The organism is Fischerella sp. (assembly GCF_013388695.1).
Lineage (GTDB): Bacteria > Cyanobacteriota > Cyanobacteriia > Cyanobacteriales > Nostocaceae > PCC9605.
In genome coordinates this window covers 1-23,548 of the sequence record NZ_JACAEU010000013.1, presented here as the reverse complement: position 1 = coordinate 23,548, position 23,548 = coordinate 1, and the positions used below count along the sequence as shown (strand labels likewise).

At 42.5% G+C, this 23,548-nt stretch carries 23 protein-coding genes, 1 tRNA gene, 3 pseudogenes and 1 riboswitch; of the genes and pseudogenes, 14 read left to right on the top strand and 13 right to left on the bottom strand.

What is annotated here, in order from left to right; genetic code table 11:
• Positions 1 to 153 precede the first annotated feature (153 nt).
• Together HXY43_RS01895 and HXY43_RS01890 are read left to right on the top strand one after the other, a co-directional pair.
• Entirely contained in the window at positions 154 to 579 is a 426-nt protein-coding gene (locus tag HXY43_RS01895; RefSeq protein ID WP_026733658.1) for a nucleoside deaminase, read from the top strand.
• Positions 580 to 904: 325 nt separating this feature from the next.
• Entirely contained in the window at positions 905 to 1,771 is an 867-nt protein-coding gene (locus HXY43_RS01890; RefSeq protein ID WP_290879240.1) for a HEAT repeat domain-containing protein, read from the top strand.
• A gap of 50 nt (positions 1,772 to 1,821) precedes the next feature.
• On the opposite strand, the gene HXY43_RS01885 is transcribed toward HXY43_RS01890, so the two are convergent.
• Complete coding sequence (locus HXY43_RS01885) at positions 1,822 to 2,475, bottom strand: response regulator transcription factor (protein WP_290879236.1); 654 nt, start codon at positions 2,473 to 2,475, stop codon at positions 1,822 to 1,824.
• 5 nt (positions 2,476 to 2,480) lie between these two features.
• Positions 2,481 to 3,677: a sensor histidine kinase gene (locus tag HXY43_RS01880; RefSeq protein ID WP_290879233.1), complete on the bottom strand. Its 1,197-nt coding sequence runs from the start codon at positions 3,675 to 3,677 to the stop codon at positions 2,481 to 2,483.
• A gap of 360 nt (positions 3,678 to 4,037) precedes the next feature.
• Here HXY43_RS01880 and HXY43_RS01875 point away from each other — a divergent pair, with 360 nt between their 5' ends.
• The 6 genes and pseudogenes from HXY43_RS01875 (at position 4,038) to HXY43_RS01850 (ending at position 7,385) form a co-directional block, all read left to right on the top strand.
• Positions 4,038 to 4,496, top strand: coding sequence for a P pilus assembly/Cpx signaling pathway, periplasmic inhibitor/zinc-resistance associated protein (locus HXY43_RS01875; protein WP_290879232.1), 459 nt, complete (start codon positions 4,038 to 4,040; stop codon positions 4,494 to 4,496).
• A gap of 391 nt (positions 4,497 to 4,887) precedes the next feature.
• Entirely contained in the window at positions 4,888 to 5,346 is a 459-nt protein-coding gene (locus HXY43_RS01870) for a hypothetical protein (protein ID WP_290879230.1), read from the top strand.
• Positions 5,347 to 5,407: 61 nt separating this feature from the next.
• Positions 5,408 to 5,920, top strand: a complete 513-nt coding sequence (locus tag HXY43_RS01865; protein WP_290879227.1) for a Coq4 family protein — start codon at positions 5,408 to 5,410, stop codon at positions 5,918 to 5,920.
• 42 nt (positions 5,921 to 5,962) lie between these two features.
• Positions 5,963 to 6,208, top strand: a pseudogene (locus HXY43_RS01860) (response regulator transcription factor); the annotation flags it as partial.
• A pseudogene (locus HXY43_RS01855) lies at positions 6,207 to 6,761 on the top strand (sensor histidine kinase); the annotation flags it as partial. The pseudogenes HXY43_RS01860 and HXY43_RS01855, both read left to right, overlap by 2 nt.
• A gap of 171 nt (positions 6,762 to 6,932) precedes the next feature.
• Complete coding sequence (locus tag HXY43_RS01850; protein ID WP_290879224.1) at positions 6,933 to 7,385, top strand: hypothetical protein; 453 nt, start codon at positions 6,933 to 6,935, stop codon at positions 7,383 to 7,385.
• 130 nt (positions 7,386 to 7,515) lie between these two features.
• Here the strand turns inward: HXY43_RS01850 and HXY43_RS01845 are convergent, their stop codons facing one another.
• The 3 genes from HXY43_RS01845 to HXY43_RS01835 form a co-directional block, all read right to left on the bottom strand.
• Positions 7,516 to 8,235, bottom strand: coding sequence for an HpsJ family protein (locus HXY43_RS01845; protein ID WP_290879222.1), 720 nt, complete (start codon positions 8,233 to 8,235; stop codon positions 7,516 to 7,518).
• Between the two features lie 264 nt (positions 8,236 to 8,499).
• Complete coding sequence (gene crtA / locus HXY43_RS01840) at positions 8,500 to 9,339, bottom strand: cyanoexosortase A (protein ID WP_290879220.1); 840 nt, start codon at positions 9,337 to 9,339, stop codon at positions 8,500 to 8,502.
• Between the two features lie 58 nt (positions 9,340 to 9,397).
• Complete coding sequence (locus tag HXY43_RS01835; protein WP_290879217.1) at positions 9,398 to 10,153, bottom strand: PEP-CTERM sorting domain-containing protein; 756 nt, start codon at positions 10,151 to 10,153, stop codon at positions 9,398 to 9,400.
• A 431-nt stretch (positions 10,154 to 10,584) separates the two neighbouring features.
• Positions 10,585 to 10,778, top strand: a riboswitch (cobalamin riboswitch).
• Between the two features lie 40 nt (positions 10,779 to 10,818).
• Between HXY43_RS01835 and HXY43_RS01830 the strand changes: the two genes are divergently transcribed.
• Together HXY43_RS01830 and sipA are read left to right on the top strand one after the other, a co-directional pair.
• Positions 10,819 to 11,826: a sirohydrochlorin chelatase gene (locus HXY43_RS01830; protein WP_290879215.1), complete on the top strand. Its 1,008-nt coding sequence runs from the start codon at positions 10,819 to 10,821 to the stop codon at positions 11,824 to 11,826.
• 68 nt (positions 11,827 to 11,894) lie between these two features.
• On the top strand, positions 11,895 to 12,140 hold the full coding sequence (sipA, locus tag HXY43_RS01825; protein ID WP_290879213.1) for a regulatory protein SipA: 246 nt from the start codon (positions 11,895 to 11,897) through the stop codon (positions 12,138 to 12,140).
• Between the two features lie 288 nt (positions 12,141 to 12,428).
• Here sipA and HXY43_RS01820 read toward each other — a convergent pair whose 3' ends face one another.
• A complete protein-coding gene (locus HXY43_RS01820; protein WP_026732705.1) occupies positions 12,429 to 13,028 on the bottom strand; it encodes a peroxiredoxin in 600 nt (199 codons plus the stop codon).
• A gap of 144 nt (positions 13,029 to 13,172) precedes the next feature.
• Here HXY43_RS01820 and HXY43_RS01815 point away from each other — a divergent pair, with 144 nt between their 5' ends.
• Positions 13,173 to 15,293 (top strand): amylo-alpha-1,6-glucosidase, encoded by a 2,121-nt coding sequence (locus HXY43_RS01815; protein ID WP_290879210.1) that lies wholly within the window; start codon positions 13,173 to 13,175, stop codon positions 15,291 to 15,293.
• A gap of 6 nt (positions 15,294 to 15,299) precedes the next feature.
• Here the strand turns inward: HXY43_RS01815 and HXY43_RS01810 are convergent.
• The 3 genes from HXY43_RS01810 to HXY43_RS01800 all read right to left on the bottom strand — a co-directional run bounded on the left by HXY43_RS01810 (position 15,300) and on the right by HXY43_RS01800 (position 17,401).
• Positions 15,300 to 15,373, bottom strand: a tRNA-Met gene (locus HXY43_RS01810).
• 316 nt (positions 15,374 to 15,689) lie between these two features.
• Positions 15,690 to 16,856: a RuBisCO large subunit C-terminal-like domain-containing protein gene (locus HXY43_RS01805; protein ID WP_290879207.1), complete on the bottom strand. Its 1,167-nt coding sequence runs from the start codon at positions 16,854 to 16,856 to the stop codon at positions 15,690 to 15,692.
• 170 nt (positions 16,857 to 17,026) lie between these two features.
• Entirely contained in the window at positions 17,027 to 17,401 is a 375-nt protein-coding gene (locus HXY43_RS01800; RefSeq protein WP_026732702.1) for a cytochrome c, read from the bottom strand.
• A gap of 209 nt (positions 17,402 to 17,610) precedes the next feature.
• On the opposite strand from HXY43_RS01800, the gene petG reads away from it, so the two are divergent.
• Complete coding sequence (gene petG / locus HXY43_RS01795; RefSeq protein ID WP_290879205.1) at positions 17,611 to 17,724, top strand: cytochrome b6-f complex subunit V; 114 nt, start codon at positions 17,611 to 17,613, stop codon at positions 17,722 to 17,724.
• Positions 17,725 to 17,982: 258 nt separating this feature from the next.
• Here the strand turns inward: petG and rsmD are convergent, their stop codons facing one another.
• The gene (gene rsmD, locus HXY43_RS01790; protein ID WP_290879203.1) at positions 17,983 to 18,528 is read right to left on the bottom strand and encodes a 16S rRNA (guanine(966)-N(2))-methyltransferase RsmD; all 546 of its coding nucleotides are present in this window, start codon (positions 18,526 to 18,528) and stop codon (positions 17,983 to 17,985) included.
• A gap of 221 nt (positions 18,529 to 18,749) precedes the next feature.
• On the bottom strand, positions 18,750 to 19,385 hold the full coding sequence (gene hisH / locus HXY43_RS01785) for an imidazole glycerol phosphate synthase subunit HisH (protein WP_026732699.1): 636 nt from the start codon (positions 19,383 to 19,385) through the stop codon (positions 18,750 to 18,752).
• A gap of 58 nt (positions 19,386 to 19,443) precedes the next feature.
• Here hisH and HXY43_RS01780 point away from each other — a divergent pair, with 58 nt between their 5' ends.
• Both HXY43_RS01780 and HXY43_RS01775 read left to right on the top strand, forming a co-directional pair.
• On the top strand, positions 19,444 to 19,956 hold the full coding sequence (locus tag HXY43_RS01780) for a peptidase C15 (RefSeq protein WP_026732698.1): 513 nt from the start codon (positions 19,444 to 19,446) through the stop codon (positions 19,954 to 19,956).
• A gap of 40 nt (positions 19,957 to 19,996) precedes the next feature.
• Positions 19,997 to 21,370, top strand: coding sequence for a DUF3370 domain-containing protein (locus tag HXY43_RS01775; RefSeq protein ID WP_290879197.1), 1,374 nt, complete (start codon positions 19,997 to 19,999; stop codon positions 21,368 to 21,370).
• 307 nt (positions 21,371 to 21,677) lie between these two features.
• On the opposite strand, the gene HXY43_RS01770 is transcribed toward HXY43_RS01775, so the two are convergent.
• Together HXY43_RS01770 and HXY43_RS01765 are read right to left on the bottom strand one after the other, a co-directional pair.
• Positions 21,678 to 23,060, bottom strand: a complete 1,383-nt coding sequence (locus tag HXY43_RS01770; protein WP_290879195.1) for a phytase — start codon at positions 23,058 to 23,060, stop codon at positions 21,678 to 21,680.
• A 381-nt stretch (positions 23,061 to 23,441) separates the two neighbouring features.
• Positions 23,442 to 23,548 (bottom strand): annotated as a pseudogene (locus HXY43_RS01765) (IS630 family transposase); the annotation flags it as partial.

Here is a 23,548-nt window from a genome sequence, read left to right as displayed (position 1 = left end):
AATGGCATTTTTAATTATCTTGCAGAAATAACATTAAAATGCTATCTAATCATCCTCAATTATTCTAATTTATCTGTCGTGTTCACAACTCTAATAGGATTGCTATATACTTAACAAGTATCCTTTCTAATCACCAAATTCTATCTTGATTATATGACTCCAGAAGATTTTATGCGTTTAGCACTGGCAGAAGCAAAGAAAGGAGATGCTCCTTACGGTGCAGTAATTGTCAAAGATAGAGAAGTTGTTGCAGTTGCATATAATACTGTCAAGCGAGACAGCGATCCATCCGCTCATGCAGAAATTAATGCCATTCGCAGTTTAACGTCAAAACTTCAAAGTTCTTCTTTAGAAGGCTATAGCATATATACAACTGGTGAACCTTGCCCAATGTGTGCTACTGCTTGTGTTTGGACAGGTATATCAGAAATTGTCTATGGTGCTTCTATTGAAGATTTAATCTCAGTGAATCAATCGCAAATAACAATCACTTGCGAAGAGATTATTGCTCAAAGTTTTAGAAAAATTCGGGTGAAAAAAGGGGTTTTAAGAGAAGAGTGTATAGAGTTATTTAAATAGTAATGCAAATATTAATTTATGATTTGCGTCTAATGTGAATTAAGGCTATGACCAAAATTGTGTTTGATTAATCAACCACCGATCCACGTCGATTTAGAAAACCTGATTTTTCTCATAGCCCTCATAGGATGTCTGAGAAGTTATTAATCAAACACAATTTCCTAGAGATCCCCCTAAATCCCCCTTAAAAAGGGGGACTTAGAGAAGATTGTTCCCCCCTTTCTAAGGGGGGTTAGGGGGGATCTTATACTTTTAAGATATCCTCTCAGAAACTTATTTTTTAAGGGCTTTGTCATTTCTATTAATCAGTTTCAAGAATATAGCTATGATTAAAGATACCCGTATACCACGCTTAAATGTCATTGCGTCCCAAATAGCGATCGCCTTCGTCTGTTTTTCATCATCTTTGCTACTAATACACGCTACTTGGGCAAAGCCGCTGACTGAGACACAAATTAATTCTCATATTCAACGGTTAAAGAACCCTCAACAGCGTGCTGCTGCGATAGATTATCTCACAACTGTGGGTAAACCTGCCGTCCCCGCCTTAATTACAGCTTTGCAGGATAGCGATGCCCAAGTGCGTGCTAGTGCAGCAATCATTATCGGTAAAATAGGGCCAGCAGCAGCCCAATCTGCACCCGTTTTGTTACGGGCAATAGGTGACAAAGATGCTACCGTTCGTTCTCATGCAGTTCAAGCTATCAAAAAAATTGGCAGGCAAGCGTATGTTCCTTACTTAATAGCTGGTTTAGACAGCAAAAATGCATGGGAACGCTACAGCACAGCCCATGCTTTACGGGGTATGGGAAAAGACGCAGGCTATGCCGTACCTGCATTAATGAAAAAGTTAGACGATGAAGATGCTTGGATGCGCGTAAATGTTGTTTCTGCTTTAGCTAATATCGGTAAGCCCTCAGCACCCGCCATACCTGCCTTAGTTGCCCGTTTGCAAGACACAGATGAAACAGTTCGCCACACTGCGGCTTATGCTTTGGGTAATATAGGTTTGAGTTTGCAAGAGAATCTCAATCAGGTATCTACAAAAGAATTAGATACGGCTGTCTCAGGCTTGGAAAAAGCCTTAAAAGTGCTGCAAAATCCTTCACTCAAATTCAACCAACAAGAAATTACTTTTGTGAGTAACCCCTTTAACGTCCTGAAAAAAGAGATGCTGAGGCGGGCAAAGTAAGCTATTGTGCATTCTTAATGCACAATAGCTTGGGATGGTGAGAGATTTCTCTAATTCAGATAAGACAAAAATGAATTTGCAAAAATTGCTGCTTGTGTGCGATCGCGCAAATTTAAGCGATTTAAAATATTAGTCACATGATTCTTGACTGTTCCCTCAGAAATATAAAGTTGCTGAGCAATTTCTTTGTTAGTAGCACCAATAGCGATTAGCCGCAAAACATCTTTTTCTCTAGGAGTAAGTTCAGCCAAGCTAGGAGGTAGAGGTGGTGAATTATTTACTGCAAATGGGGGAAATTGAGTCAAAAGCTTTTTAACTATTCCCGGGCCTAATTGAGTATATCCTTTGTGAACAGCGCGGATAGCAACAGCTAATTCTTCTGAAGGAGTATCTTTGAGTAAATAGCCCATTGCTCCATTCTGCAATGCGGCTTTTACATATTCATCATCATCAAAAGTTGTTAGCACTAAAACTTTGATTCCGGGGAAACGCTTTTGAATTTCTCGTGTAGCTGCAACTCCATCCATGACTGGCATTCTAATATCCATCAATACCACATCTGGATATAATTGTTCAATCAAACTAATTGCGATTTCACCATTTTCTGCTTCTCCGACTACTTCTAAATCCTGTTCTAGTTCTAATAAAGCTTTTAACCCTTGACGAATTAAATTTTGATCGTCTACAAGCAAGATTTTTATCATTGCCTTCACCTCGGTAAAGGGATATCAACTATAATTTTGCAACCAGAACCAGGAGTGCTATGAATTTGAAATTTTCCTCCTAATGCTAAAGTGCGATCGCGCATACTTTGCAGTCCAAACCCAGTGGTATTTTGTTCTAAATCAAAGCCTTTACCATTATCTTGAACTATCAATTTTAAATCTTTATTTGCAGCCAGTTCTAGTTTCACTTCTGTAGCTTGAGCGTGTTTATAAATGTTTGTAAATGATTCTTGAATAATTCGGTAGACAGGAGTAGTAATTTCAGGAGGAATGGGACGAGATAGGGTAATTTCACAAATTGGTAAAACTCCAGTTGCACGATGCATATTTTCTGCAAGTACTGCTATTGCCTGTTCTAAAGATTGTTCTTGCAAGGTATGAGAGCGCATGGCAGAAACAGATTGCCGTACATCTTGTAGAGACTTAGAACCCAGTTCTTTTGCTTTTGCTAGGAATGTTTGAGCTTTTTCTGGATTTGTTTGCCACAGCTTTAAAGCAGTCTCTAATTGTAGATTCAAAGCAGTGAGAGAATGTCCTAATGAATCATGAATTTCCCGAGCAATACGATTGCGTTCTTCTAAAGTAGCGTGATTCTCTATTCGTAATGCATATTGACTGAGTTTTTTATTGGCAATTGCTAATTCTTCTCGGCTCTGGCGTTCAGATAAAACTGTAGTCATCAATAGCAATACAAATAGTAAAGCTAATCCGAACATCACTCCAAAGCTAAAATTGATAAACAAAAAACGTTCTTGTGCAGCTGGAGTTAATGGTAAACGATCAAATCTTCGCTTCAATGTTAATAAAAACAAGACGAAGGATAAAAAGGTAATTATTACACGCCCTTGAATCTGAAAAATTAAGCAACTACGAGTTACTAAAATAACGTATAAAAATGGAAATAGTCTTGCAGCTCTACCTCCAAAAAATGTAGTGATAATTATCAAAAAAATTTCAAGTGCTGTGTAAATTACTTTAGTGAATTTATTACTTGTGGGCAATCTTAAGCCCATTAAACCAAAAACTGTGACACTACAAATTATTAATTCTGGAAATTTAGTAGGAAAACGCTGTAAAGGAGATGGTATGAAGGCAATCAAAGCTGCACACCCCATTAATATCCACTCTAAATAAAGCAGAAACCGAAAAGGATGATTTTGAATTGTAATTGGACGGCTCACAGAAATATACCTCCTATAAAAATAGGGGCTAGAAGGAACTAGAAACTAGAAAGCAGAGAATAACTCTTATTATCAGGTTCAACCTGGTAACTAGAAAATCAAAAGTATCTTCACACCCATGACTTTAAAGGTGAGAGTTTACTAACTGTTTTACTTTGCTTGGGAAGCTTTCCCATCAATAGTAAAGTAAACACAGGTTAATGACAGTCTATCAGTCAATTCAGAAAGCCAGTGAGAACTAGCGTCATAGAAAAAACATGACTTCAGTCATGGGTGCATACATGACTTTCTCCTCATGTGTCTCCTTTGCATCAGTCTCTAGGATGGAGAAAAAGAAACACAAAAGTGTGGAGATTATAAATGAAACTTTCTAAATTATTTCTTATTGCTGGTGCTGCTGCCGTTAGTTTAACTACTATACCTTTTGCAGTCAAAGCAGAAACAATCTCTTCTTCATCTCTAATACTGGTACAAGCCACAGAAACACCAGTCCGAGAAAAAGGCCCTTTCCAACGTTTGGGGTTAACAGATGCACAAAAAACCCAAATGGAAGAGATTCGCCGCAATACCCGCGCTGAAATTGATCGGATTCTCACCCCAGAACAGCGTCAACAGCTAGAAACTGCCAGGCAAAACCGTCAAGGAAAGCGTCAAGTATGGCGGAATTTAAATTTGACTGAAGAACAGAGAACCCAAATGCGGCAAATCATGCAGTCTAAGAGATCTCAAATGGAAGCAGTTCTGACTCCCGAACAAAAGCAGCAACTACAAGAGTTCCGGGATAATATGCGTTCGCGTCGTCAAAAATTTAATCGTTAATTTTTACGCGTGAAAACTCAATCCCCAATCCCCAATCCCTTTTACTTTTAGATGCGAGTCTTGAAATGATTAATTTGCCTTGGTGTCTTGGTGTCTTTGTGGTGAAAAAGATCATCTTTAAACCACTAAGACACTAAGACACAAAGAGTACTAACTGAACTGTATTGGGTTAGGGGGGATCAAAGCCTTAACTGAACCGTATTGCCCTTTAACCTTTAACCCTTTCCTACTTCACAGCAAAATAAACAGGATTGGAGAATCCAGTCAGGGTAAGATTTTTGACGATATCCCTCAGTAATCGAGGAGTATATTCATCACTTTTTCGGACGTGGTATGCGGCAATGAGTTTTTATAATAGTGGAACAAACGGGAGAAATCCGCGAGGCAATAAATGAAGCTCAGAAATTTATCACTAATAGCGGGAGCGATCGCTCTTAGTTTATCTGTAATCCCACAACGTTCTGTCCAAGCAGAAATTGCCCCTAAAGCAACACTGCAACTTGCACAAAACCAGCAGCAACCGCAACCTCAACCACCACGTATAGAATTAACGGATCAACAAAAAACCCAATTGCAACAAATTAATGCCAAAGTCCGCTCCCAAGTTGAGCAGGTTTTGACACCAAAGCAACGGGAGCAAATTAAGACTGCCATGCAAACAGGTCAGCCTCCTCAACAGGCTTTTGCTGCTTTAAATTTTACCCCACAACAAAAATCCCAATTGCAGCAAATTTTCGTGTCTATGCGACAGCAGCAGGAAGCAGTTTTGACTCCCCAACAAAAGCAACAACTAGACCAATACCGTCAGAATTTGCAGCGTCAGCAGCAACCGCAGCAGCAACCAAGATAGTAATACCCTAACTAAAAGTATGGTGGGCTCCTAGCCCACTTTATCCCAAAATCAACCTACAATGCAGGCATTCACCACTTCACCTCATCCTACTGTTCGTATTCAAAAGTTTTTAGATTTAGTCGATCGCATAACAGAAAAACAAGGTCTAAACGTCCCTCAAATTGTAGATATACAGAAATTACGTTCCCTTCCTATTGGTACTTTTGGCAGAACTTGGGCTGATTTCCTCGATGAAAATAATTTAACACCCTTCACTACGGGTTCCCGTCGCAAACAACTCCACGATGGCGTTCACGTCCTCACGGAGTACAGCACAGATTATTTGGGTGAAGCAGAAGTACAAGCATTTTTACTAGGAGCAAAATTTAGGTTAGTTAACCTGCTGCTGGGTTTAGGACTGTTGCGAATGATGAGCAGACAAATGCAGGATCGGCAACAGTTAGATTGGGAGAGGCTATGGCAAGCATACCAACGTGGATCTAACTCCCACTTTGATCCGGATACTTGGCAACCAGAGTTACTTTGGCACTTGCCTTTGAAAGATGTGCAATCAATTTTTGGCTACTGGTGAGTTGTGAACATGAGAATTTTGCTAGTGGAAGATGAACCTGATTTAGTCAAGCCCTTTGGAATGGCAGAGTTACTGGCACGGTTACGGGCTTTACAAAGGCGATCGCCCCAAATTCAACCGGAAAAGTTACAAATTGCGAACCTCTCTCTTGACTACGGTAGCCGCACTGTCTCGTATCAACAGCCAGAGGGCGACAAACAAGTAATTCCTTTGACTAACAAAGAGTTTCAGCTTCTAGAGTATTTCATGCGACATCCCAATCAAATTCTCACAAGTGAACAACTGCGTACAGCGCCAAACGCAACGACTGACACAATTGGTGGCTGATTTGCTGCTGCTATCTCGAATGGATAGAAAAACAGCACCATTACGACGCGTTCGCTGTAACCTCAATGACATTGTCAACGATCTAGTTGAAGAATTAGCACCACTGGCAGTAGCAGCCAAAGTCAAGCTCACATCTAAGATACGAGTACAACAGCCACTAACAGTTATCGTTGATGAAGACCAGATTTATCGGCTGATTTCTAACTTGATTATGAATGGTATTCAATATACACCAGCCAATGGGGAAGTGAGTGTTGCCTTAGAACGCAGTACTCATCAAGCTGCGATCGCAGTTAAAGATACAGGCATTGGCATTGCTGCAAACGAGCAAAAGCGAATCTTTGACCGATTTTATCGCGTGAATAGCGATCGCTCTCGTAGCGCTGGTGGAGCAGGTTTAGGATTAGCGATCGCTCAAGCTATTGTGCAGGCACACGGAGGTTATATCCAGGTACAAAGCGAACTGGGTAAAGGTAGCACCTTTATCGTGCGATTGCCTCTAGAAGCTTCGTAGTTAAGCGAACTAGTACCGCTACCTTGGAAGTCAAAAGTTCTTTTGTTCTAACCACTTGTGATAAATCTAACTTGTGGTAAATCTAATAGTAAAATGCTTTGACTTTGCGGTACATCTAAAATCATGTCAACAAAAAAATCGATCTCATTTTTTCTGGTCTTTCTGGGAGTATTGTCTATCTGTGCATCAGCAAAAGCTCAACTTGGCTCTAAGTCTACTAAGTTGCAAGAACAGGTGAAAAGAGACTTGAACACAGATATATTAGCACAAGCAAACCGAAGATCTACTTATTGCGATCGCCTAGATACTAGCGACACGACGCTCTATTTTAATACCAATAATCAGAAATCTGTGAGAGTTTTTCGCCCAAGAAATAATCCCACACAAATATTGATGAATATCTACGATAGCAGAAACCAGGGAGCAAGTGCCGAGATAGCATCATGTTCTCCTGCAACGCGAATATCTCAACCGTATCAGTTAATCTATAGTACAAATGTCAAAGGCAGTATATACTATGCCACAGTTTTGATTAATAACAAATCTAAGATCCAAGCGAATTTGAAAGCAGCAAGTCAGAATACAAAAAAATATTGTGGAATGAACCAGCTTCTGGTGAGGTGACACTAAAACTTAGTATTTCTGAGTAAATTTGAAACGCAGAGGCTCGCTGAGGTAAACGCAAAGGTTCGCAGAGCTTTGTTGCAAAAATTTCGCTATGAACTTATGCAAGTTTATACTGACTTGATTTGTATCAATTCATTCTTGCCCAACGAGTTCCCTGCCAAATACTTAGAAACAAAGCAGCAGAAACTAAAGCTCCTAAGTTCCACTTTATAGAATTCTTGAGCAGTTTTATTCTTTGAGAAGACTGAGTAGCTTTTGTTTGAGTTTGAATTTTTTCTTTAGCTTGAGATATTTGTGACAAAATTTGATTTTTGACTTCTTGAGGATTTTGACCATCTAATGAGCGACCTTGGCTTTTCAAAAAATTATTAATCTGTTCAGGTGTAGCTTGGTTCAGTTGCTTTTCCAATTGTTCAGCTTGAGTGAGTTTTTGTTGGGATAATATATTGATTTGACTAACAGTTGTATTAGTGAGTCTAACAGTGTTAGCAATTCCCAAAGGAATGAGTAATAAGAACAATAATGCTAACAATAAAGTTAACCAAGACAGGAATTTCAAAATCCGGAATTCCCATTCTTTTCTCGAATACTTTTCTCCATAAAATACCAATACAAATCCGATTAAAGGTACAGGTACTCTTTCAACCAGTGCTCCAAAGGTTTGAAATTCCCAAGCAGGGTTCATAAAGCCTGGCGGTATAAACATCTCAAGAATATCAAACAAGGCTAAGAGTAATAGACCATAGCCAAGCACTCGAAATATATTCATAGAATCTGCCATTTTATAGGCAAATTCCTGTAGCTCGTTTAACAAGGGAATTAATTTATCAGTCGTGGGTTTAGTCATGTTCCTCACACAATTTTCTTAACACAAATTTTTGATACTTATCACTATCCTAAATCTCCCGGCTTAGGAAGTTTTTAAAGTCTTGTAAATTTATAGGACGAAAAACATATTGATGTTGATATTCATAATCAGATTGATCTGGTTTTGGCTTATTTATATTCGTTGTTAAAAAGACTTTCATTAAAATGAGAATAATGCTACCCAAGATTACAGCCAAAAACGGAATTCGCAATTTTTTCCACAGAGTCATTAATCTTGATTTTTTTATTCCTGTTGTTGGTGCAGTAAAAAGTAAAACAAAACAAATGCCAACACTTCAATCATTCCAAATATTAAGGAACCGTCGCCTTCATGCCAGTAAATAAATGCTGGGTAGTTAACTTTTAGTACCATAACAGCTAGCAGAGCAACGCGTATCCCATTGATAATGAATCCCAATGCCACAGCCACGAATATTACTAAAACTCTCTGTTTTCGTTTAGTTGGAAACATCAGCAAACAAATTACAGCGATGCCTAAAAGATAGCAGACAGATTCAATGCCTGAACAGCCCTCATAAACCTTGACACTTCCTGTTGGCAAATTTAAGAAAACTCCTTGTAGGGACACATCAACACCGCAGTACCAAAGCAGGAAAGCCGAAAATGTAGCCGTCAAGGAAGAAATATCAAACAGAGATGATAGCACTAACTTCGGAATACCTAAAAAAAACAATATAGTGAGTTCTTGTGAATATTGTTTTAATCCTTTGAACCCAGAAGCCAGCAAACCAATGCCTAAAGCAGAAATCAATGGTGAGACGCGAAGAAAAATTTCCGGTGAATTAATATGATGAAAATTAGCACTTTGCCAAAGTACGCCACCAATCAATAATCCACCTATAGCGCTGGGAAAAATTCCACTTTCTAAAGATAGGTAGTGGTGTTTGTCTTCAAGTAAAGAAACGACGGCTAACAAAAATACTACACTCATTCCTACATGGGCAATATCTCCAGATTTCCAAGAAAGAGTTAAGATAATCGCAGTTAAGCCGGCTCCTATTCCTAATAGCCAGAACTGGATATTTTTTAGTGGTTTAATTTCAATCAAGCGCGTAGCTTTCATAGGGAAGACGGAATGAGCAGGATTAGCTTGCTAACTTAGAACTGGAATGATTTAGCAATCATTTTGCTAGCTGCTTTTTGCGCTTCCTTCCAATCAAGCCGGCAACTAACAGCAAAGTTCCTCCAATAGTTGTGGGTTCAGGAACTGCTGTTGCTTTCCATCTGCCGCTGCCACTGACAGGGCCTTGTCCACTTACAGGAAAACCCAAGAAACCCCAAGTTCCATCTGAATCGATACTGAAAATATCTCTCTGACTAACTCCACATCTGGGTAAGCATCCGTCCCAATTGTTTCGAGTCCCCAATAAGGGAGACCGAGGATCTCCTCCCAACACACTCAAAAGCACATCCGTTGGGCCTGGCGGAGACATTGCAAAATTTGTGGGTTTCCAAAAATAGACGAATGCTCCTACAATGCTCTGACCAGTTTCATTCAGTTCAAAAACTGTAGATGTGGGACTAGGGATTTGAAATTCAAAACCATCCAACAGCAAATCTACTGAGAAGCTGTTAACAAGAGAATATTCCTCGGGTGGTGTAAAGCGACGTGCCACATTCAATGGCGGGATAGGGTCTTGAGGATTTTCGTAAACAACACCGGGTCTCAACTGTACAAAACTTCCTGAAAAGGGTTTGTATGTAAATCCTCCACTGCCGACTAACTTTCCTGATTCATCGAATAACTCTAGCGTTGCCGCATTGACATCTTTAAAGGTGGCAGAAGCAGCTAGAGTTTGGTCTGTGGCGACAAAACCCGCTGTGAAAACAGTTGCAGCTACAGTTGTGTGTGTTAGTAGCTTCATTGTGAATTTCATAAATTTTATACCTTTGATGGGCGTGATTGCAGGAATAACTGCAAGGCAAGCATCGTAGGTTGTCAGTGCGATAAAAAAATAGGTGGTGTTAATTTAAATATGAACTGTGCGGCTCTAAGGTCATCTTGCAACTTGCTCGCACTGGAACTTTCCTTACTTTGGATGCAAGGAATTCTAAGTCTGAGATAGTCTATTTCTTATCCTTACAGATACCTGCCCAAGGGTAACTGCAAACTCTATAGTTCGTAGATGATATTGTTACACTGCTATTGTTGAGTTTTTCATCTTTCAGTAACTAGTTGCAACGTCAGATAAGCTAGTTAAGCCAGCCAGTTAAGACAGTTAATACAACAACAATCTGTCCGTGATGACAAATAACTAAGTCACTGTATACCTTCACCCCCTCCCCCCGCATTTTGGAACTGGGCAAGATTCAGTTAAGATAACAAGGCAACTGTGAACCGTAACAAAATAGGGAAATACCGGTGTAAGTCCGGGGCTGTGCCGCAGCTGTAAAGGGATTTTAGATTTTAGATTCTAGATTTTAGATTGGCATTAATCCAAAATCCAAAATCCAAAATCTAAAATTGCCTAAGCCAGAACGCCTATGTGTTACTAACTCACTCTATTTCCTGCGTTGCACGGGAAAGGAGCTTTAACTGAGAATGCTTATTTTTGATACAACAAATCTGAACCAACCAGAATACCCAAGCGTCGAAACTCTAGAATTGCCACCATTGCCAATTAAGCGTCCTGTATTGATGATTGGTCATGGCACTAGGGATGCAGATGGAAGGCTGGCTTTATTAGATTTTGCTGCGATTTATCAAACTTTAGATCGATCGCGTCCAGTCGTACCTTGTTTTCTGGAATTGACTGGCCCGACAATTCAAGAAGGTATCGACCAGTGTGTAGAACAAGGCTACACAGAATTCTCTGTCTTACCAGTGCTGCTATTTGCCGCACGGCATAATAAGTTTGATGTTACGAATGAGCTTGACCGCGCTAGGGCTAAGTATCCGCAGTTGAAGTTTCATTACGGGCGGCATTTTGGAATTGCCCCCGGTATTATCGAATTGTGGCGATCGCGTTTAGCAGAACTCGACAAACCAGAAAATAACCCCCTGCAAATCTCTCGTGCTGATACAGTTCTGTTGTTTGTCGGTCGTGGTTCCAGCGATCCTGATGCGAATGGTGATGTTTACAAACTCGCTCGTATTCTTTGGGAAGGTAGCGGCTACTCAACTGTCGAAACCTGCTTTATTGGCATTACTCACCCCAGACTAGAAGAAGGTTTCCGTCGCGCCCGTTTATACCAACCAAAACGCATTATTGTTTTACCATACTTCCTGTTTACTGGCGCTTTAGTGAAAAAAATCTTTAACATCACTGCCCAGCAGCAGGAACAATATCCAGAAATTTCCATGACCTGTTTGCCAGAAATGGGCCTGCATCCCCAGCTATTTTCTGTACTTAGGGAGCGAGAAATCGAAACTCAACTAGGACAAGTGCAGATGAATTGTGAAATGTGTAAATTCCGCCTCGCAGCTGGAGCAAATCACCACGGACACAGTCATTCTCATGACCATCACAATCACGACCACTCCCACCTGCCTGTAGATCCATATGCAGATATAGAGCAGTACCATCAAAAAATTTGGCAAGCACCCTAAGAAATGATGAATTATGAATGATAAAAGAGTTTCATAATTCATCATTCACCATTCATAATTTTGTTTTTATGTCCAAAGAATTCGCCATCGGTAGCAAAGTCCGCGTTGTCGCACTACCACCCTACGTTAAAACCGCCGATCCTATGCCTATGTTGCGTCCTCCCGATGTGATTCGCATTGGTGAAGAGGGTGTGGTATTTGATCGCCGTCCCGGAGGATACTGGGGTGTCCGCTTTGCTAGGGGAGCCTTTCTCATGGAAAGCCAATACATCGACAGTGTAGAATCTCCCCAAGCTGAGAATAGCAGCCAGTAATTGTTAACTTATGTTAAACCGCACTAGCTCCCCTACTTAAGATTTACTTTAAGCTAAAAGGCATTTAATTTGCATTCTCAAAAAAATCAAACTCTTGTGGGGTGGGCGTCTCGCCCGCCCTGATTATACAACTTAAATGCACATCAGCTTATAAATCAACTCTGACTGACAAAACTTTAACAAAAAATTAGGAATAAAGAGGCAGGGACAAAGGAATTGGGAAACCTTGCTCCTTTAACCTTTAATTTCCCTGCCTGATTCGGTCAATTCAGCCTGACTAACTATAGTCTAGACAGCAGCGAAATAAACTTTGGACTTGACAGGATCGGGAACCATTGTCTTGTCACCAGGTTGCCAACCAGCTGGGCAAACTTCATCGGGGTGAGACTGCACGTACTGAATAGCTTGCAGTGTCCGCAGAGTCTCATCAACGTTGCGACCAAACGCTAGGTTGTTGATTGTCGCGTGTTGGATAATACCATCTTTGTCGATGATAAACAGACCACGCAAGGCAATACCAGCTGCTGGATCGAGAACGTTGTAAGCGGTGCTAATTTCTTTCTTAATGTCGGAAACCAGAGGATAGTTAAGATCGCCGACACCCCCAGACTTGCGATCGGTCTGAATCCATGCTAAGTGTGAAAACTCGCTATCAACGGATACACCCAGGATTTCTGTGTTAACTTTTTTAAATTCTTCGTAGCGATCGCTAAAGGCTGTGATTTCAGTTGGGCAAACAAAGGTAAAGTCTAGGGGATAGAAAAACAAAACAACATACTTACCGCGATAGTCGGAAAGTTTGATAGTTTTGAATTCCTGATCTACCACAGCCGTTGCTGTAAAGTCGGGGGCGCTTTGACCAACACGGAGGCATCCTTCTGTAGACATAACTAATTCTCCTTGAAATTACTTGCGTCTAGCTGCCCGCTTTCTACAGGTGTACAGGTGACACTCACCCGTCCACGTCCTGACAGCTTAATTAATTACGAACTGTTACGACTATATCATACTCATAACGATTTTGAGTAGCAAATGCTGGATTTAGATACAAGAGAATGGTTGCTCACAAATGGTTTGGGAAGTTTTGCCAGCGGTACGCTTTCAGATGTTCGCACTCGTATGTATCATGGTTGGTTGTTTGCTGCAACCAATCCACCTTCTGGGCGTACTCTGCTGCTTTCACATTTAGAAGCTAGCCTGGAACTACCAAAGCAAGTTATAGCATTAGGGACGAATTTCTGGGGCAGTGGTCAGATTGATCCGACGGGTTACGAACTACTGCGCTATTTCGATATTAACCCAGTTCCCAAATGGGTTTGGGGTGAAGACAACTGGCAAATAACCAGGCAATTGGTGATGCCCCACGGTTTAGGAGGGGGAGAGGGGGAGAGTGGGAGAGGGGGTGATGGGGTGAGGTTTTTTTCCCCACCTCCGGTTCTCCCCATCTCCCCATCTTTTTGCCATCGCCTATTAATTCAATACCGCTATGAAGGCAGTGATGTCGCGATTTTGAGGTTGCGACTGCTAATCGGCGATCGCGATTTTCACTCCCAACAAAAAGCAACTCTGGGATTGCAATTCTCGCAGTTGCTGGGGCAAGGGCAAGTTTGCCTGCAAGCGATAAATTCAGGACAGTTTGGCACACCTTGGCACTTGCGGTGGACACGAGGAAACTATCAACCAGATGCATTTTGGTATTGGAATTATCATTTACCAGAAGAAACGCGCCGAGGATTAAGCGATCGCGAAGACCTCTACAGTCCTGGTTACTTGACAGTGGCTTTGATGCCAGGAGATGCAGTGACTCTAGAAGCAAAAGTGGGTTTTCCCGACAAATTACAAACTGTTCTCACTGATGATATTTTTGCAGAAGCAATCGAGGCAGAGCAAGAGCGACTTTCTCACATTTTTGGATGGGGAGAAGGGGCAAGGGGCATGGGAAAAATCACTACTTCAATACCCAATACCCAATGCCCAATACCCAATGCCCAGTACCAAATTTGGCAGCAATTACTACGGGCAAGCGATCAGTTTATCGTTTACCGAACCTCTATAGCTGGTCCTAGTGTCATTGCTGGTTATCATTGGTTCAATGATTATGGACGCAATATCTTGATTGCTTTACCAGGGTTAACACTAGTTCCGCAACGCTTTGACCTGGCGAAAGGACTCCTAGAGACTCTTGGGTGTTACTGTCGCCACGGACTGATTCCCAATACATTACCGGATGGAGAAAGTGAACCTTTTTACAACAGTATTGATGCAGCACTGTGGTGGATAGAAACTTTAGGGCTTTACCTAGAAGCTACGCAAGACTGGCAGTTTTTAGCGCAGCAGTACCCAGTAGTACAGCAAATTTATAAAGCTTTTATTGGTGGTACGCGCTACAATATCCAGGTTGATTCTACTGATGGGCTGATTGGTTGGGATGCTCGTGGTGTAGCCTTGACTTGGATGGATGCTATAGTTGATGGGCAGCCTGTCACACCTCGTCGCGGTAAGCCAGTAGAAATCAATGCTCTGTGGTATTCAGCTTTATGTTGGGCTTCTCGATGGGCAGAAATATTAAGTGAGCAAGAAATCGTTACCGAACCGAGTCGTTTGGCTAAGCAAGCGCAGCGTTACAGCCAGCAAGCACAACAGGTAAAAGCCTCACTGCAACAGTTTTGGAATTCCCAGCTTGGCTACTTATATGACACTATTGAGCCGGACGATGGACGCAATTTTCAGGTTCGTCCAAATGCAGTCATAGCCCTTTCTCTCGCTCATTGTGCCTTTTCTGCCCAGCAAGGGCAGCAAATATTACAACGTGCTACCGATCGCTTACTTACACCTTATGGTCTTCGCACCCTCGATCCAAGCGATCGGTCGTATGTGGGTAAATACACAGGCAACTCTGAGCAACGCGATCGCTCTTACCATCAAGGAACTGTTTGGAGTTGGCTAATTGGGCCTTATATCCGTGCTTGGCAGCGTTTTCATCCAAATCAAGCCCTACCCTTTGATTGGCAACCCCTGCTAGAACACTTCCTTTCCGACGCCTGTCTAAACTCCATTTCTGAGATTTTTGATGGTGATGAACCACATACACCCAGAGGTGCGATCGCTCAAGCTTGGTCGGTTGCTGAGTTGATCCGCCATATTCGTAGTTAAAAATAATGGCTCAGGTGTGATTCGAACACACGACCTAAGGCTTATGAGTCCTCCGCTCTAACCTACTGAGCTACTGAGCCAAACTTTTCTCACCGATTTCTAAATATAGCATACAAGTTTCGTTATGACTAGTATCAGAATATTAATAAATTTACCCCTGATGTAAATTAAAGCCGTGACAAAATCATGTTTTAATCTGCATATTCTAAATTAGTGGGTCATGAACTTTTAGTACAGCACCACCGATGAAAATCTTTATTCCTTCTGCCGTCTGCCGTCTGCCTTCCGCCTTATTTTCAGAGTAGTCTAACTATTGTGGGGTAGGCGTCCCCGCCTGCCCTCAGAATGCAAATTAAATCTGGAACAGCTTAGTTGGTTGTTGCCAATGCCAAACAACTAGTTTCCCCACTTTTCGACAGCATGGCGCAGCGGCCCTGGTGGTAAGGCTTCCAGCGTTAAAGATTCGCCCTTGCTAACTCGTTGTAGGACATCGAAAAATGCCTGCACACCAGCAGCTGCACCATCGGGATGATCCATAATGCCAGTACCGGCGTTGAGAATTACATCCTGACCGTAATCAACCAAAGCTTTGGGAACGATGCCAGGATGAATACCAGCGGAAGGGACAGGAAAAACACCACGACTGTGCAAAATATCTCGGATCTTACCTTCTTCGACTGGGTCAAAGGGTAAACTACCGTAGTGTGCGGGATACAGCACGGCGTCCGCACCAGCATGAGCCATCAAGGTTCCCAATACCACAGAGTATGCCATACCATAATCGGGGGCAGCACACATTGCTCCAGCTAGTGCTGGATGGGCGAAGATGGGAACATTAATTTCTGGGTCGCTGGCTAAGGCTTGCAGTACCGAAAAGCCGTAGGTAAGAACATTCAACAAGAGTGCATTGGCGCCTTGCTGTACCAAAAGACGCGCTTTCTCTAATAATTTATCTGCCGTACCTGTAACATTGACAGCATACAATACTGTACGTCCGGTGGTTTGCTTGACTTCTTCAATTACCTGACGACAGGCTTTCAGGCGTTCTATGGTTGGGGCAATATCCAGATCGCCGAGAATTTCGTCATCTTTAATAATATCTAGTCCGGCGTGGGCTACTTCTGCCAAAATAGCGGCGTGATCGGTGGCTGAGAGTCCCAGTGCTGGTTTGAAAATAGCCATAATCAACGGGCGGTTAAATACCCCCAGTCGTTCTCGAATACCGCTAATGCCCAGTTTGGGATGTAGACCATAAGTTTTTGGTAAACGTACCGCCACGATTTTTGCCGCACCAGCCATAGAGTACTTGCCAAATATCATCGTCAACAGGCTGGAGATGTCGTTTTCTACATTTGCTTCAGGAAAGCGAATCGTGGCGATGCTGTAACTTGTTTGGGCTTCTGTTTCTACTGAGGCTACTTCTGCTAAATGCGATCGCAAAGCTGCTTCTCGGTAGGCAAAACGGGCATCCCAAGTTCCAACTGTTTGCCCAACCGCGATAATTTTGGCTTGCTTTTCTGGGTCAACACCCGCAGGAAAGCGGTAGTCTACTTCAATGGTCATTAGTCAATAGTCAATAGTTAGTAGTTAGTGGTTAGTAGTTAGTGGTTAGTAGTTAGTGGTTAGTAGTTAGTGGTTAGTAGTTAGTGGTTAGTAGTTAGTGGTTGTTAACTATGCCCAATGCCCGATGCCCAATTCCCACTCTCCCACTCTCCCCATCCCCCCATCCCCACTTAGAGTGTCTCCAAATAGCTAAGCAAGTCTGCCATTTCTTTGGCGCTAGGTTGAAATTTAGGCATGGGAGGCGTGTCACCACTAATAACTTGATGAATCAGACCATAGGGGGATTTGCGCTTAGAGACTCCTTGCAAGCTGGGACCGACACGCCCATCTGCTTCCCAGCCATGACAACCAGCGCAGTTGATTTGAAAGATAGCGTGTCCCTGAGTAGGGTTGCCTGTTAAGGATAGAACGGTCTTGACGTAGGGGTCAGAAGCCCTTACCATACGAACAGCAAAAATCCCCAAAACGACTGCTAGCAAAATCGCCAGAGCCATTAAAGCGATCCGCTGAATCAGAATTTTAGGTTGGGTAATCTGGTTATCCAAAATTTTTGCTGTCAAAGTCTAGGTGTACAAAAATTTTTCATTTCATACACATAGCTTAAAATTTCTTTGATGTGTCTGCAAGCACAAATTGTATATTTCTTTTGTACAGTTACTGCCCAAAACCATTTCCTGACGCGGGATTGATGCCAGATTTGGTAAGATGAGGAACAGGAAATAAATCTTTAATAATTGCAACAAGGAGATTTCAAGTGGTTGAACCCTTACTAGACGGCATGGTTCTGGGTCTCATTTCCGTAACTCTAGCTGGACTTTTCTACGCTGCCTACAAGCAGTATAAGCGTGGCAACCAGCTAGGTCTTTAAATTAAAGTATGGGCAGGCATAAGGTACTGCCCTAGACCTGTCAAGGTGTAAGTCTTAAAATGAGTTTTTCTTGGTGCCTTTGTGTCTTTGTGGTGAAAAAATCATTTTTGAAACACCAAGACACGTAGACGCGCCTTCTTCGGCTTCCCGCAGGGTAGACACAAAGAAGAAAATAGTCTTGTTTACTGAGATTTGGGTTGGTTTTTACCCACCTTGACAGGGCTAGGTACTGCCCCTACTTCCCCTAGTTCCTTCTGTTTATTCTCCAATCCTGTAGAAGGTAACAGCTGTATTGCCATAAACTTTCTGACGGCAGATTTCTAAGCTGGGAACCACTGGTGGATTCCAACCTTGGGGACTGTGTTCAACTGCAATTTCGCCAATAGGATCTAAAAGCTGGTGGTGGGCGATCGCTTCCAATGCTGGCTGATACACGCCACTAGCATAAGGCGGATCGAAGTAAATTCTATCAAATTGCTGTCCAGAAAGTTTGGGCAACCACTGCAATATGTCACCTCGCAGCACCTTCCATTCCTGTTCGGGACTCGCTACCCGTTGCCAATTTTGTTCGATAATTGCACAAGCACGGCTCGATTTTTCTATGGCGATCGCGAGGCTTGCCCCTCTACACAATGCCTCTGCACCCATTGAACCTGTCCCAGCACACAAATCCAGCCAGCGACATCCTTCTATTGTTCCCTGCCAAATATTAAAGATTGCCTCCCTGACCCGCGCACTGGTGGGTCTGGTTTCTTTCCCATGTAAACTTTTTAACTGCCTATTACCGTAAATTCTCAGAGCCATGAGCTTAGGGTCAAAATTCACGCAGACTTTGGTACAAACTCACCTTAGCTCTAACTTTGAATGACAGAAAGTGGTTTATGCAAATATTAGTTAATTACTTCTTCAAGTAAATAATTAGCTACCACGTTTGTAGTAGAATTTTTCAGTCATTCCGAACGGGTTTAGTGGAGACGGTAAAAGAGGTTGGGTAATCGGATAATTTTACAAAAATTAACTCGTTTTTAAGCAGCAATTTGTTCGCGTACTTGAGCAACAAAATTAGATAGGATTTGCAATCCAATATTAGAAGATTTTTCTGGATGGAATTGGACTGCCATCAAATTTTCCCAGGCTATAGCAGCTGTTACAGTTTGACTGCCGTGGGTGACTGTCGCGGCACAGACTTGCGGATCGGCTGGTTCGACATAATAGGAATGGACAAAATATACCCAAGGTTGAGGCGCTAAATATTCCCACAAAAGACATTTTGGTTGGGTCAATTCCAGTTGATTCCAACCCATATGGGGAATTGTAATACCGGGTTCTGGACGGAAGCGTCGTACTTTTCCTTTGATAATTCCTAGTCCTGGTTCAATACCTTCTTCAGAGGAATCAAAAAGAATTTGCAGTCCCAAACAAATGCCTAAAAAAGGTTTGCCAGATGCGATCGCTGCTTTGATGGGTTCTTCTAAACCACGCGATCTCAAATGTTGTACTGCCGGATCGAATGCACCAACACCAGGCAATACTATTGCATCTGCCCTTTCTAAATCTTTGGCAGAATCTGTAATTTTAGGATTTGCACCAGCTTTTTCCAAACCTTTACAGGCTGAGTGCAAATTTCCCATGTCGTAATCCACGACTGCTATTACCGCCATTAACCTGCTCCCTGTCAATTTATTATGGAGGGTAATTCTATTTTAAATAATATTCCTTATGAAGAAAAGATTGCTATTAACTTCTTTTCACACTTGGCTACCTCATCAGGTGTCAAATTCTTCTGATGATTTATTGATTGAAGTTGCCAAACTTGATTCGATCTCTCATGATTTAAGTTTTGTAAGACTGCTGCCACCAGATGTGCAAGTTGCCAGTGCTCAAGTACTGAAAAAAATCGCGAAACTCCAGCCAGACGGGATTATCTGCTGTGGCATGGCCGAAAAGCGGACGCAATTAAGTGTGGAATCCAATGCTAGTTGTGGGGAAAGTGTGTTGCAAACAACGGTTGATTTAAAGCAATTGGTGGTGGGAACAGCTGCTGTTGAGATCAGCCACGACTGCGGTAAATTTGTCTGCGAGGGTCTTTATTATTCGGTGCTAGATTACCTGCGGCAGTTCCAACTAAAAGTCCCTTGCATCTTTGTCCACGTTCCTATTTTGACTGAAGAAAATTCATCCTCAATTCTTGCCGATTTTTTATTAATTATTCACAGGATGGCACTTTGGTAAAGTTGTTTGCGTCTCTATCTAGAAAAAAATATCTAGGTATATGTTGCCATTCTTACAAATTCTTCCTATTGCCCAGACAACACCTGTACCACCACCAGCTGAGGAAGTAGTCCAAACTCAACAAGTTCGTCCTCTACCAGGAAAGCTAGATCGGATTCCTACCTTTAATAGCAATAGCCCAGAAAAGGTGTTGAAAGAAGGAATTCTCCTTTCCACCTTTCCCTCAGCAGGGAAAAAAGTGCCAACTGCACATCTAAATTTCCCGTTTCAGGGACGATTTGATATTTTTGCCCACCACGTCGCCGAAGCACCAACCCCAGATAATTTGCGATCGCTATATCTGGGGATAATCTTGCATAACCCAGGCAAACAACCAGTAAAGGTGAATGTTTTCCAAGGGGCAACTTATTTGAGTCAACCGGATGCACCGTTTGTGGAATTGCCATCCTTTACTCAAAACTTGTTAGGAACAGTTTTCGCCGGGCCTGGCGATCGCGTTATGAATGATGTTCTGCGAGGACGCCGCCAAGATATTTTTCCTGCCCAAATCATCATTCCTGGTGGGCAAAGTCAGATGTTATTGAATGCACCTATCCCAGTTCAAGGACTGACACCGCCCTTAAATGGTCGGTCTACCTTAATTCGCCTGCGGAGTAATGGCACTGTCTATGCAGCTAGTCTGGCAATGTTTGCGCCTACCAATCCTGATGGCAGTGAACGTGCCCCTACTCTCCAAGAGTGGGAAAATTTACTTAATAATGGTGATTTAGCATTACCTCGCGATAAAACCCCCACTCCTCTAGAAAAAACTGACAAACCCATAATCTATGGACGAGTCGCCGGCGTAGCCCAGGGTTCCTTCTGGCGAGCAAATATTACAGATAGTCCCAAAGTCAAATACCTAACCATTCCCCAACCCGGTCAAGCTTATTCCTATGCTTTAAGTACTGTACATCGCGGCACATTAGGGACTGGTCAAATTCAAAGTGCGCCGATGCTGGTGCGCTATCCTGACACTGCCTATCGCGCCCACGGAAATTACGGAATCCAATACAGCCTGAAGTTACCACTATATAACAATACTCAAACACCACAAAGAGTAACTATTTCAATGCAAACACCCCTCAAAGAAGACCAGTTAGTCCAACCGGGGTTACGCTTTTTGAGTACACCAGGGCGGCAAGTATTCTTTCGTGGTACAGTGCGCTTAGGCTACAAAGATGACCAAGGCAAGCTACAAACCCAGTTTGTGCATTTGGTGCAAAGGCAGGGTCAGCCTGGAGAACCTCTAGTAGTTTTAAATATGAAAGCAGGCGACAAAAGATTGGTAAAAGTGGATTTACTTTATCCACCAGATGCAACACCACCGCAAGTCTTAACAGTTCAAACTTTGAAGAACACTAACTCTCTTTAAAATACAAGGGTGTGTTAAGGCTATGTAAGGATTTGAGCGTCCTTTGAGAGTTGGAATTAGCTGCAGGGCACCACTGGCGTGGCGGTGCGTTACGCACTGCTTTAACGCAACGGCAATAAAGGGGAGGAAAATCCACACCCCTTTTTGCCTCCCCTACGTATCTTTTCAAAAATCAAATACTAGTCCTATATATCCTTAAAGCACATATATATTTAATCGTCAATTATATATGTGCTTTAAGGTGTGTTTACCCTGAACTCATCCGCAGTTATTAGTCAGGATTGTTTCACACAGAACTGACAATGACTTAATCATCATCGTCTCGAGGGTTCCAATCATCAGGCTCAATCTGTAATGGTTTAGGAAACGTGTTAGCAATGGATTGCCAGGGTATAAATTTAAAGTTGGTGTTTGCTCGCACTTCACCTGCATCATCTAAGACCTCTGGGATATTCTCACCATCTTGAGTAACAAATAGACCCAGTGGAAATTCACTGTCTAAGGGCACGTTGATAACAGCCGCTCCGTCTGATTCTTGCACTCCATCTACCGTTGTAGTATCAACGATCGCAAAACTACCAACAAAACGATTGTTGTCTTCTCGTTCGTAGACGGCAAAGGTGTTATCACCTTGGCTAGATGCTAGCAAGTAGCCCTCATCATCGTCTGCATAGTAGATGGTCAGTCCTTCGACATCTGCAGAAAGGTGTTTGCCCCCATAGCCTGGATCGTTACTGAAGTCAATTTTGCATTCTTCTTCCACCGGGTCATAGGTATAGGGAACACCAAACTCACGGACTCGATCTAAGAGGATAGGGCGGGTGGAGCCTAGCGGCAGTTTAATCTTCCAAATGCCAACATCCTCTTGGCCGGCATAAAGCATGCCTAGATCCCGATCTACAACCATGCCTTCTACTTGGGGGAGTTCACCCGGATCTTCACAGGGAATCCAGGTTGTGCCATTGGGTAACTTGAATTGACTGGGAAGATTGAGTTGCTTAAGCTTACGATAGGTAATTTGTCCCCGATCGGTCTGTAGTAACTCAACTAGAGCAATGGCTGTACGGTTTCGCTGACTCACATAAGCAAACGATCGCCCTGACTTTGGCTCCTGGTAAACAGCAATCCCATAGGCGGTTGCCTGCTCATTAACTTGAGTTTGGCTACTGGAAAATATAAACGGTACATTAGCAGCCGTCACATCAGTTAATGGCGGCTGACCTGAGGATGCCGCTTGGGGATTAATGCTGTAAATACGCAGCTTGTCCGAACCGCGATCGCTCACGACGGCTAGATCAACCTTCTGATTGTTTAGAACAAAGCCATAGAGCACATCAATGTTATTAAAGCGGCCTGGGCTATCGTCAGGAGTTGGAGCTGGAGGTGCTGCAATAGATTGTAGTTGCACTCCCTTGAGGTTATAAACTGCGAGTCCAGCCTCTTTGAGAGTACTAACAACCAGACTCTTAGAAGGTGAAAATGGATGTACCCAGATGGCTGGATCGTCAGCATCCGCATTGCCCCCGGCATCATCATCAAAATTTGAGGGAGTTTCTAACTTGGGCTGAACTGAAACTGGAGTAACAGTGTTGCCAAGTACACTACTGGACGAGGTAAAAAGGGCAGTGGCCAATGTCAAGATAGCAGCAGATCGAACTAGAGCAGCAGCACTCTCATTTCTAAACTTCATTGTTACTCTCATTACATTGTTGAAGTATGAAACTGTAACAAGTGAATATGAAGTTCAATTTATAGCTGGGTTAAGTTTAGGGAAGAGTTCATTCTCTCTTTAACGTGATGCCAATTTAAAAAATGATTGCGACAGATGGATTGACACAACCTCGACAGAGACAGTAATTCCCAATCCAAAATCTAAAATCTAAAATCCAAAATGGTATGAGTCTTTAGGATACACCAACCGACAATAGTCTTCCAAAATCCTCTTTAGGAAGAGTTTAATTGTGTGGGGATCGTCATATCAATTCCGGTTGCGTCAGAATGATAAAGGTTTTGTTTTTGGCCACCAGTGGAAACACCAGTGGAAACATGCGATCGCTTGAATCAAAGATGGCTGTTTGAGAAGAACTTGGCAACGTTGAAATAGAACTTGCTCTAATTCATCAAGGCTTTGGAATGAACGATGAGCTAGTGGTTCATTAATTAAAGGCCAAAGACGTT

What these genes read in the sequence shown, in the direction of transcription:
- HXY43_RS01820 (WP_026732705.1), bottom strand. Translation starts at nt 13,028, where the DNA reads ATGTCTACAGAAGGATGCCTCCGTGTTGGTCAAAGCGCCCCCGACTTT.
- HXY43_RS01770 (WP_290879195.1), bottom strand. Translation starts at nt 23,060, where the DNA reads ATGAAGTTTAGAAATGAGAGTGCTGCTGCTCTAGTTCGATCTGCTGCT.
- HXY43_RS01875 (WP_290879232.1), top strand. Translation starts at nt 4,038, where the DNA reads ATGAAACTTTCTAAATTATTTCTTATTGCTGGTGCTGCTGCCGTTAGT.
- HXY43_RS01775 (WP_290879197.1), top strand. Translation starts at nt 19,997, where the DNA reads ATGTTGCCATTCTTACAAATTCTTCCTATTGCCCAGACAACACCTGTA.
- HXY43_RS01895 (WP_026733658.1), top strand. Translation starts at nt 154, where the DNA reads ATGACTCCAGAAGATTTTATGCGTTTAGCACTGGCAGAAGCAAAGAAA.
- rsmD (WP_290879203.1), bottom strand. Translation starts at nt 18,528, where the DNA reads ATGGCTCTGAGAATTTACGGTAATAGGCAGTTAAAAAGTTTACATGGG.
- HXY43_RS01845 (WP_290879222.1), bottom strand. Translation starts at nt 8,235, where the DNA reads ATGACTAAACCCACGACTGATAAATTAATTCCCTTGTTAAACGAGCTA.
- crtA (WP_290879220.1), bottom strand. Translation starts at nt 9,339, where the DNA reads ATGAAAGCTACGCGCTTGATTGAAATTAAACCACTAAAAAATATCCAG.
- HXY43_RS01870 (WP_290879230.1), top strand. Translation starts at nt 4,888, where the DNA reads ATGAAGCTCAGAAATTTATCACTAATAGCGGGAGCGATCGCTCTTAGT.
- HXY43_RS01865 (WP_290879227.1), top strand. Translation starts at nt 5,408, where the DNA reads ATGCAGGCATTCACCACTTCACCTCATCCTACTGTTCGTATTCAAAAG.
- HXY43_RS01780 (WP_026732698.1), top strand. Translation starts at nt 19,444, where the DNA reads ATGAAGAAAAGATTGCTATTAACTTCTTTTCACACTTGGCTACCTCAT.
- HXY43_RS01890 (WP_290879240.1), top strand. Translation starts at nt 905, where the DNA reads ATGATTAAAGATACCCGTATACCACGCTTAAATGTCATTGCGTCCCAA.
- HXY43_RS01830 (WP_290879215.1), top strand. Translation starts at nt 10,819, where the DNA reads ATGCTTATTTTTGATACAACAAATCTGAACCAACCAGAATACCCAAGC.
- HXY43_RS01885 (WP_290879236.1), bottom strand. Translation starts at nt 2,475, where the DNA reads ATGATAAAAATCTTGCTTGTAGACGATCAAAATTTAATTCGTCAAGGG.
- HXY43_RS01805 (WP_290879207.1), bottom strand. Translation starts at nt 16,856, where the DNA reads ATGACCATTGAAGTAGACTACCGCTTTCCTGCGGGTGTTGACCCAGAA.
- sipA (WP_290879213.1), top strand. Translation starts at nt 11,895, where the DNA reads ATGTCCAAAGAATTCGCCATCGGTAGCAAAGTCCGCGTTGTCGCACTA.
- hisH (WP_026732699.1), bottom strand. Translation starts at nt 19,385, where the DNA reads ATGGCGGTAATAGCAGTCGTGGATTACGACATGGGAAATTTGCACTCA.
- HXY43_RS01815 (WP_290879210.1), top strand. Translation starts at nt 13,173, where the DNA reads ATGCTGGATTTAGATACAAGAGAATGGTTGCTCACAAATGGTTTGGGA.
- HXY43_RS01835 (WP_290879217.1), bottom strand. Translation starts at nt 10,153, where the DNA reads ATGAAATTCACAATGAAGCTACTAACACACACAACTGTAGCTGCAACT.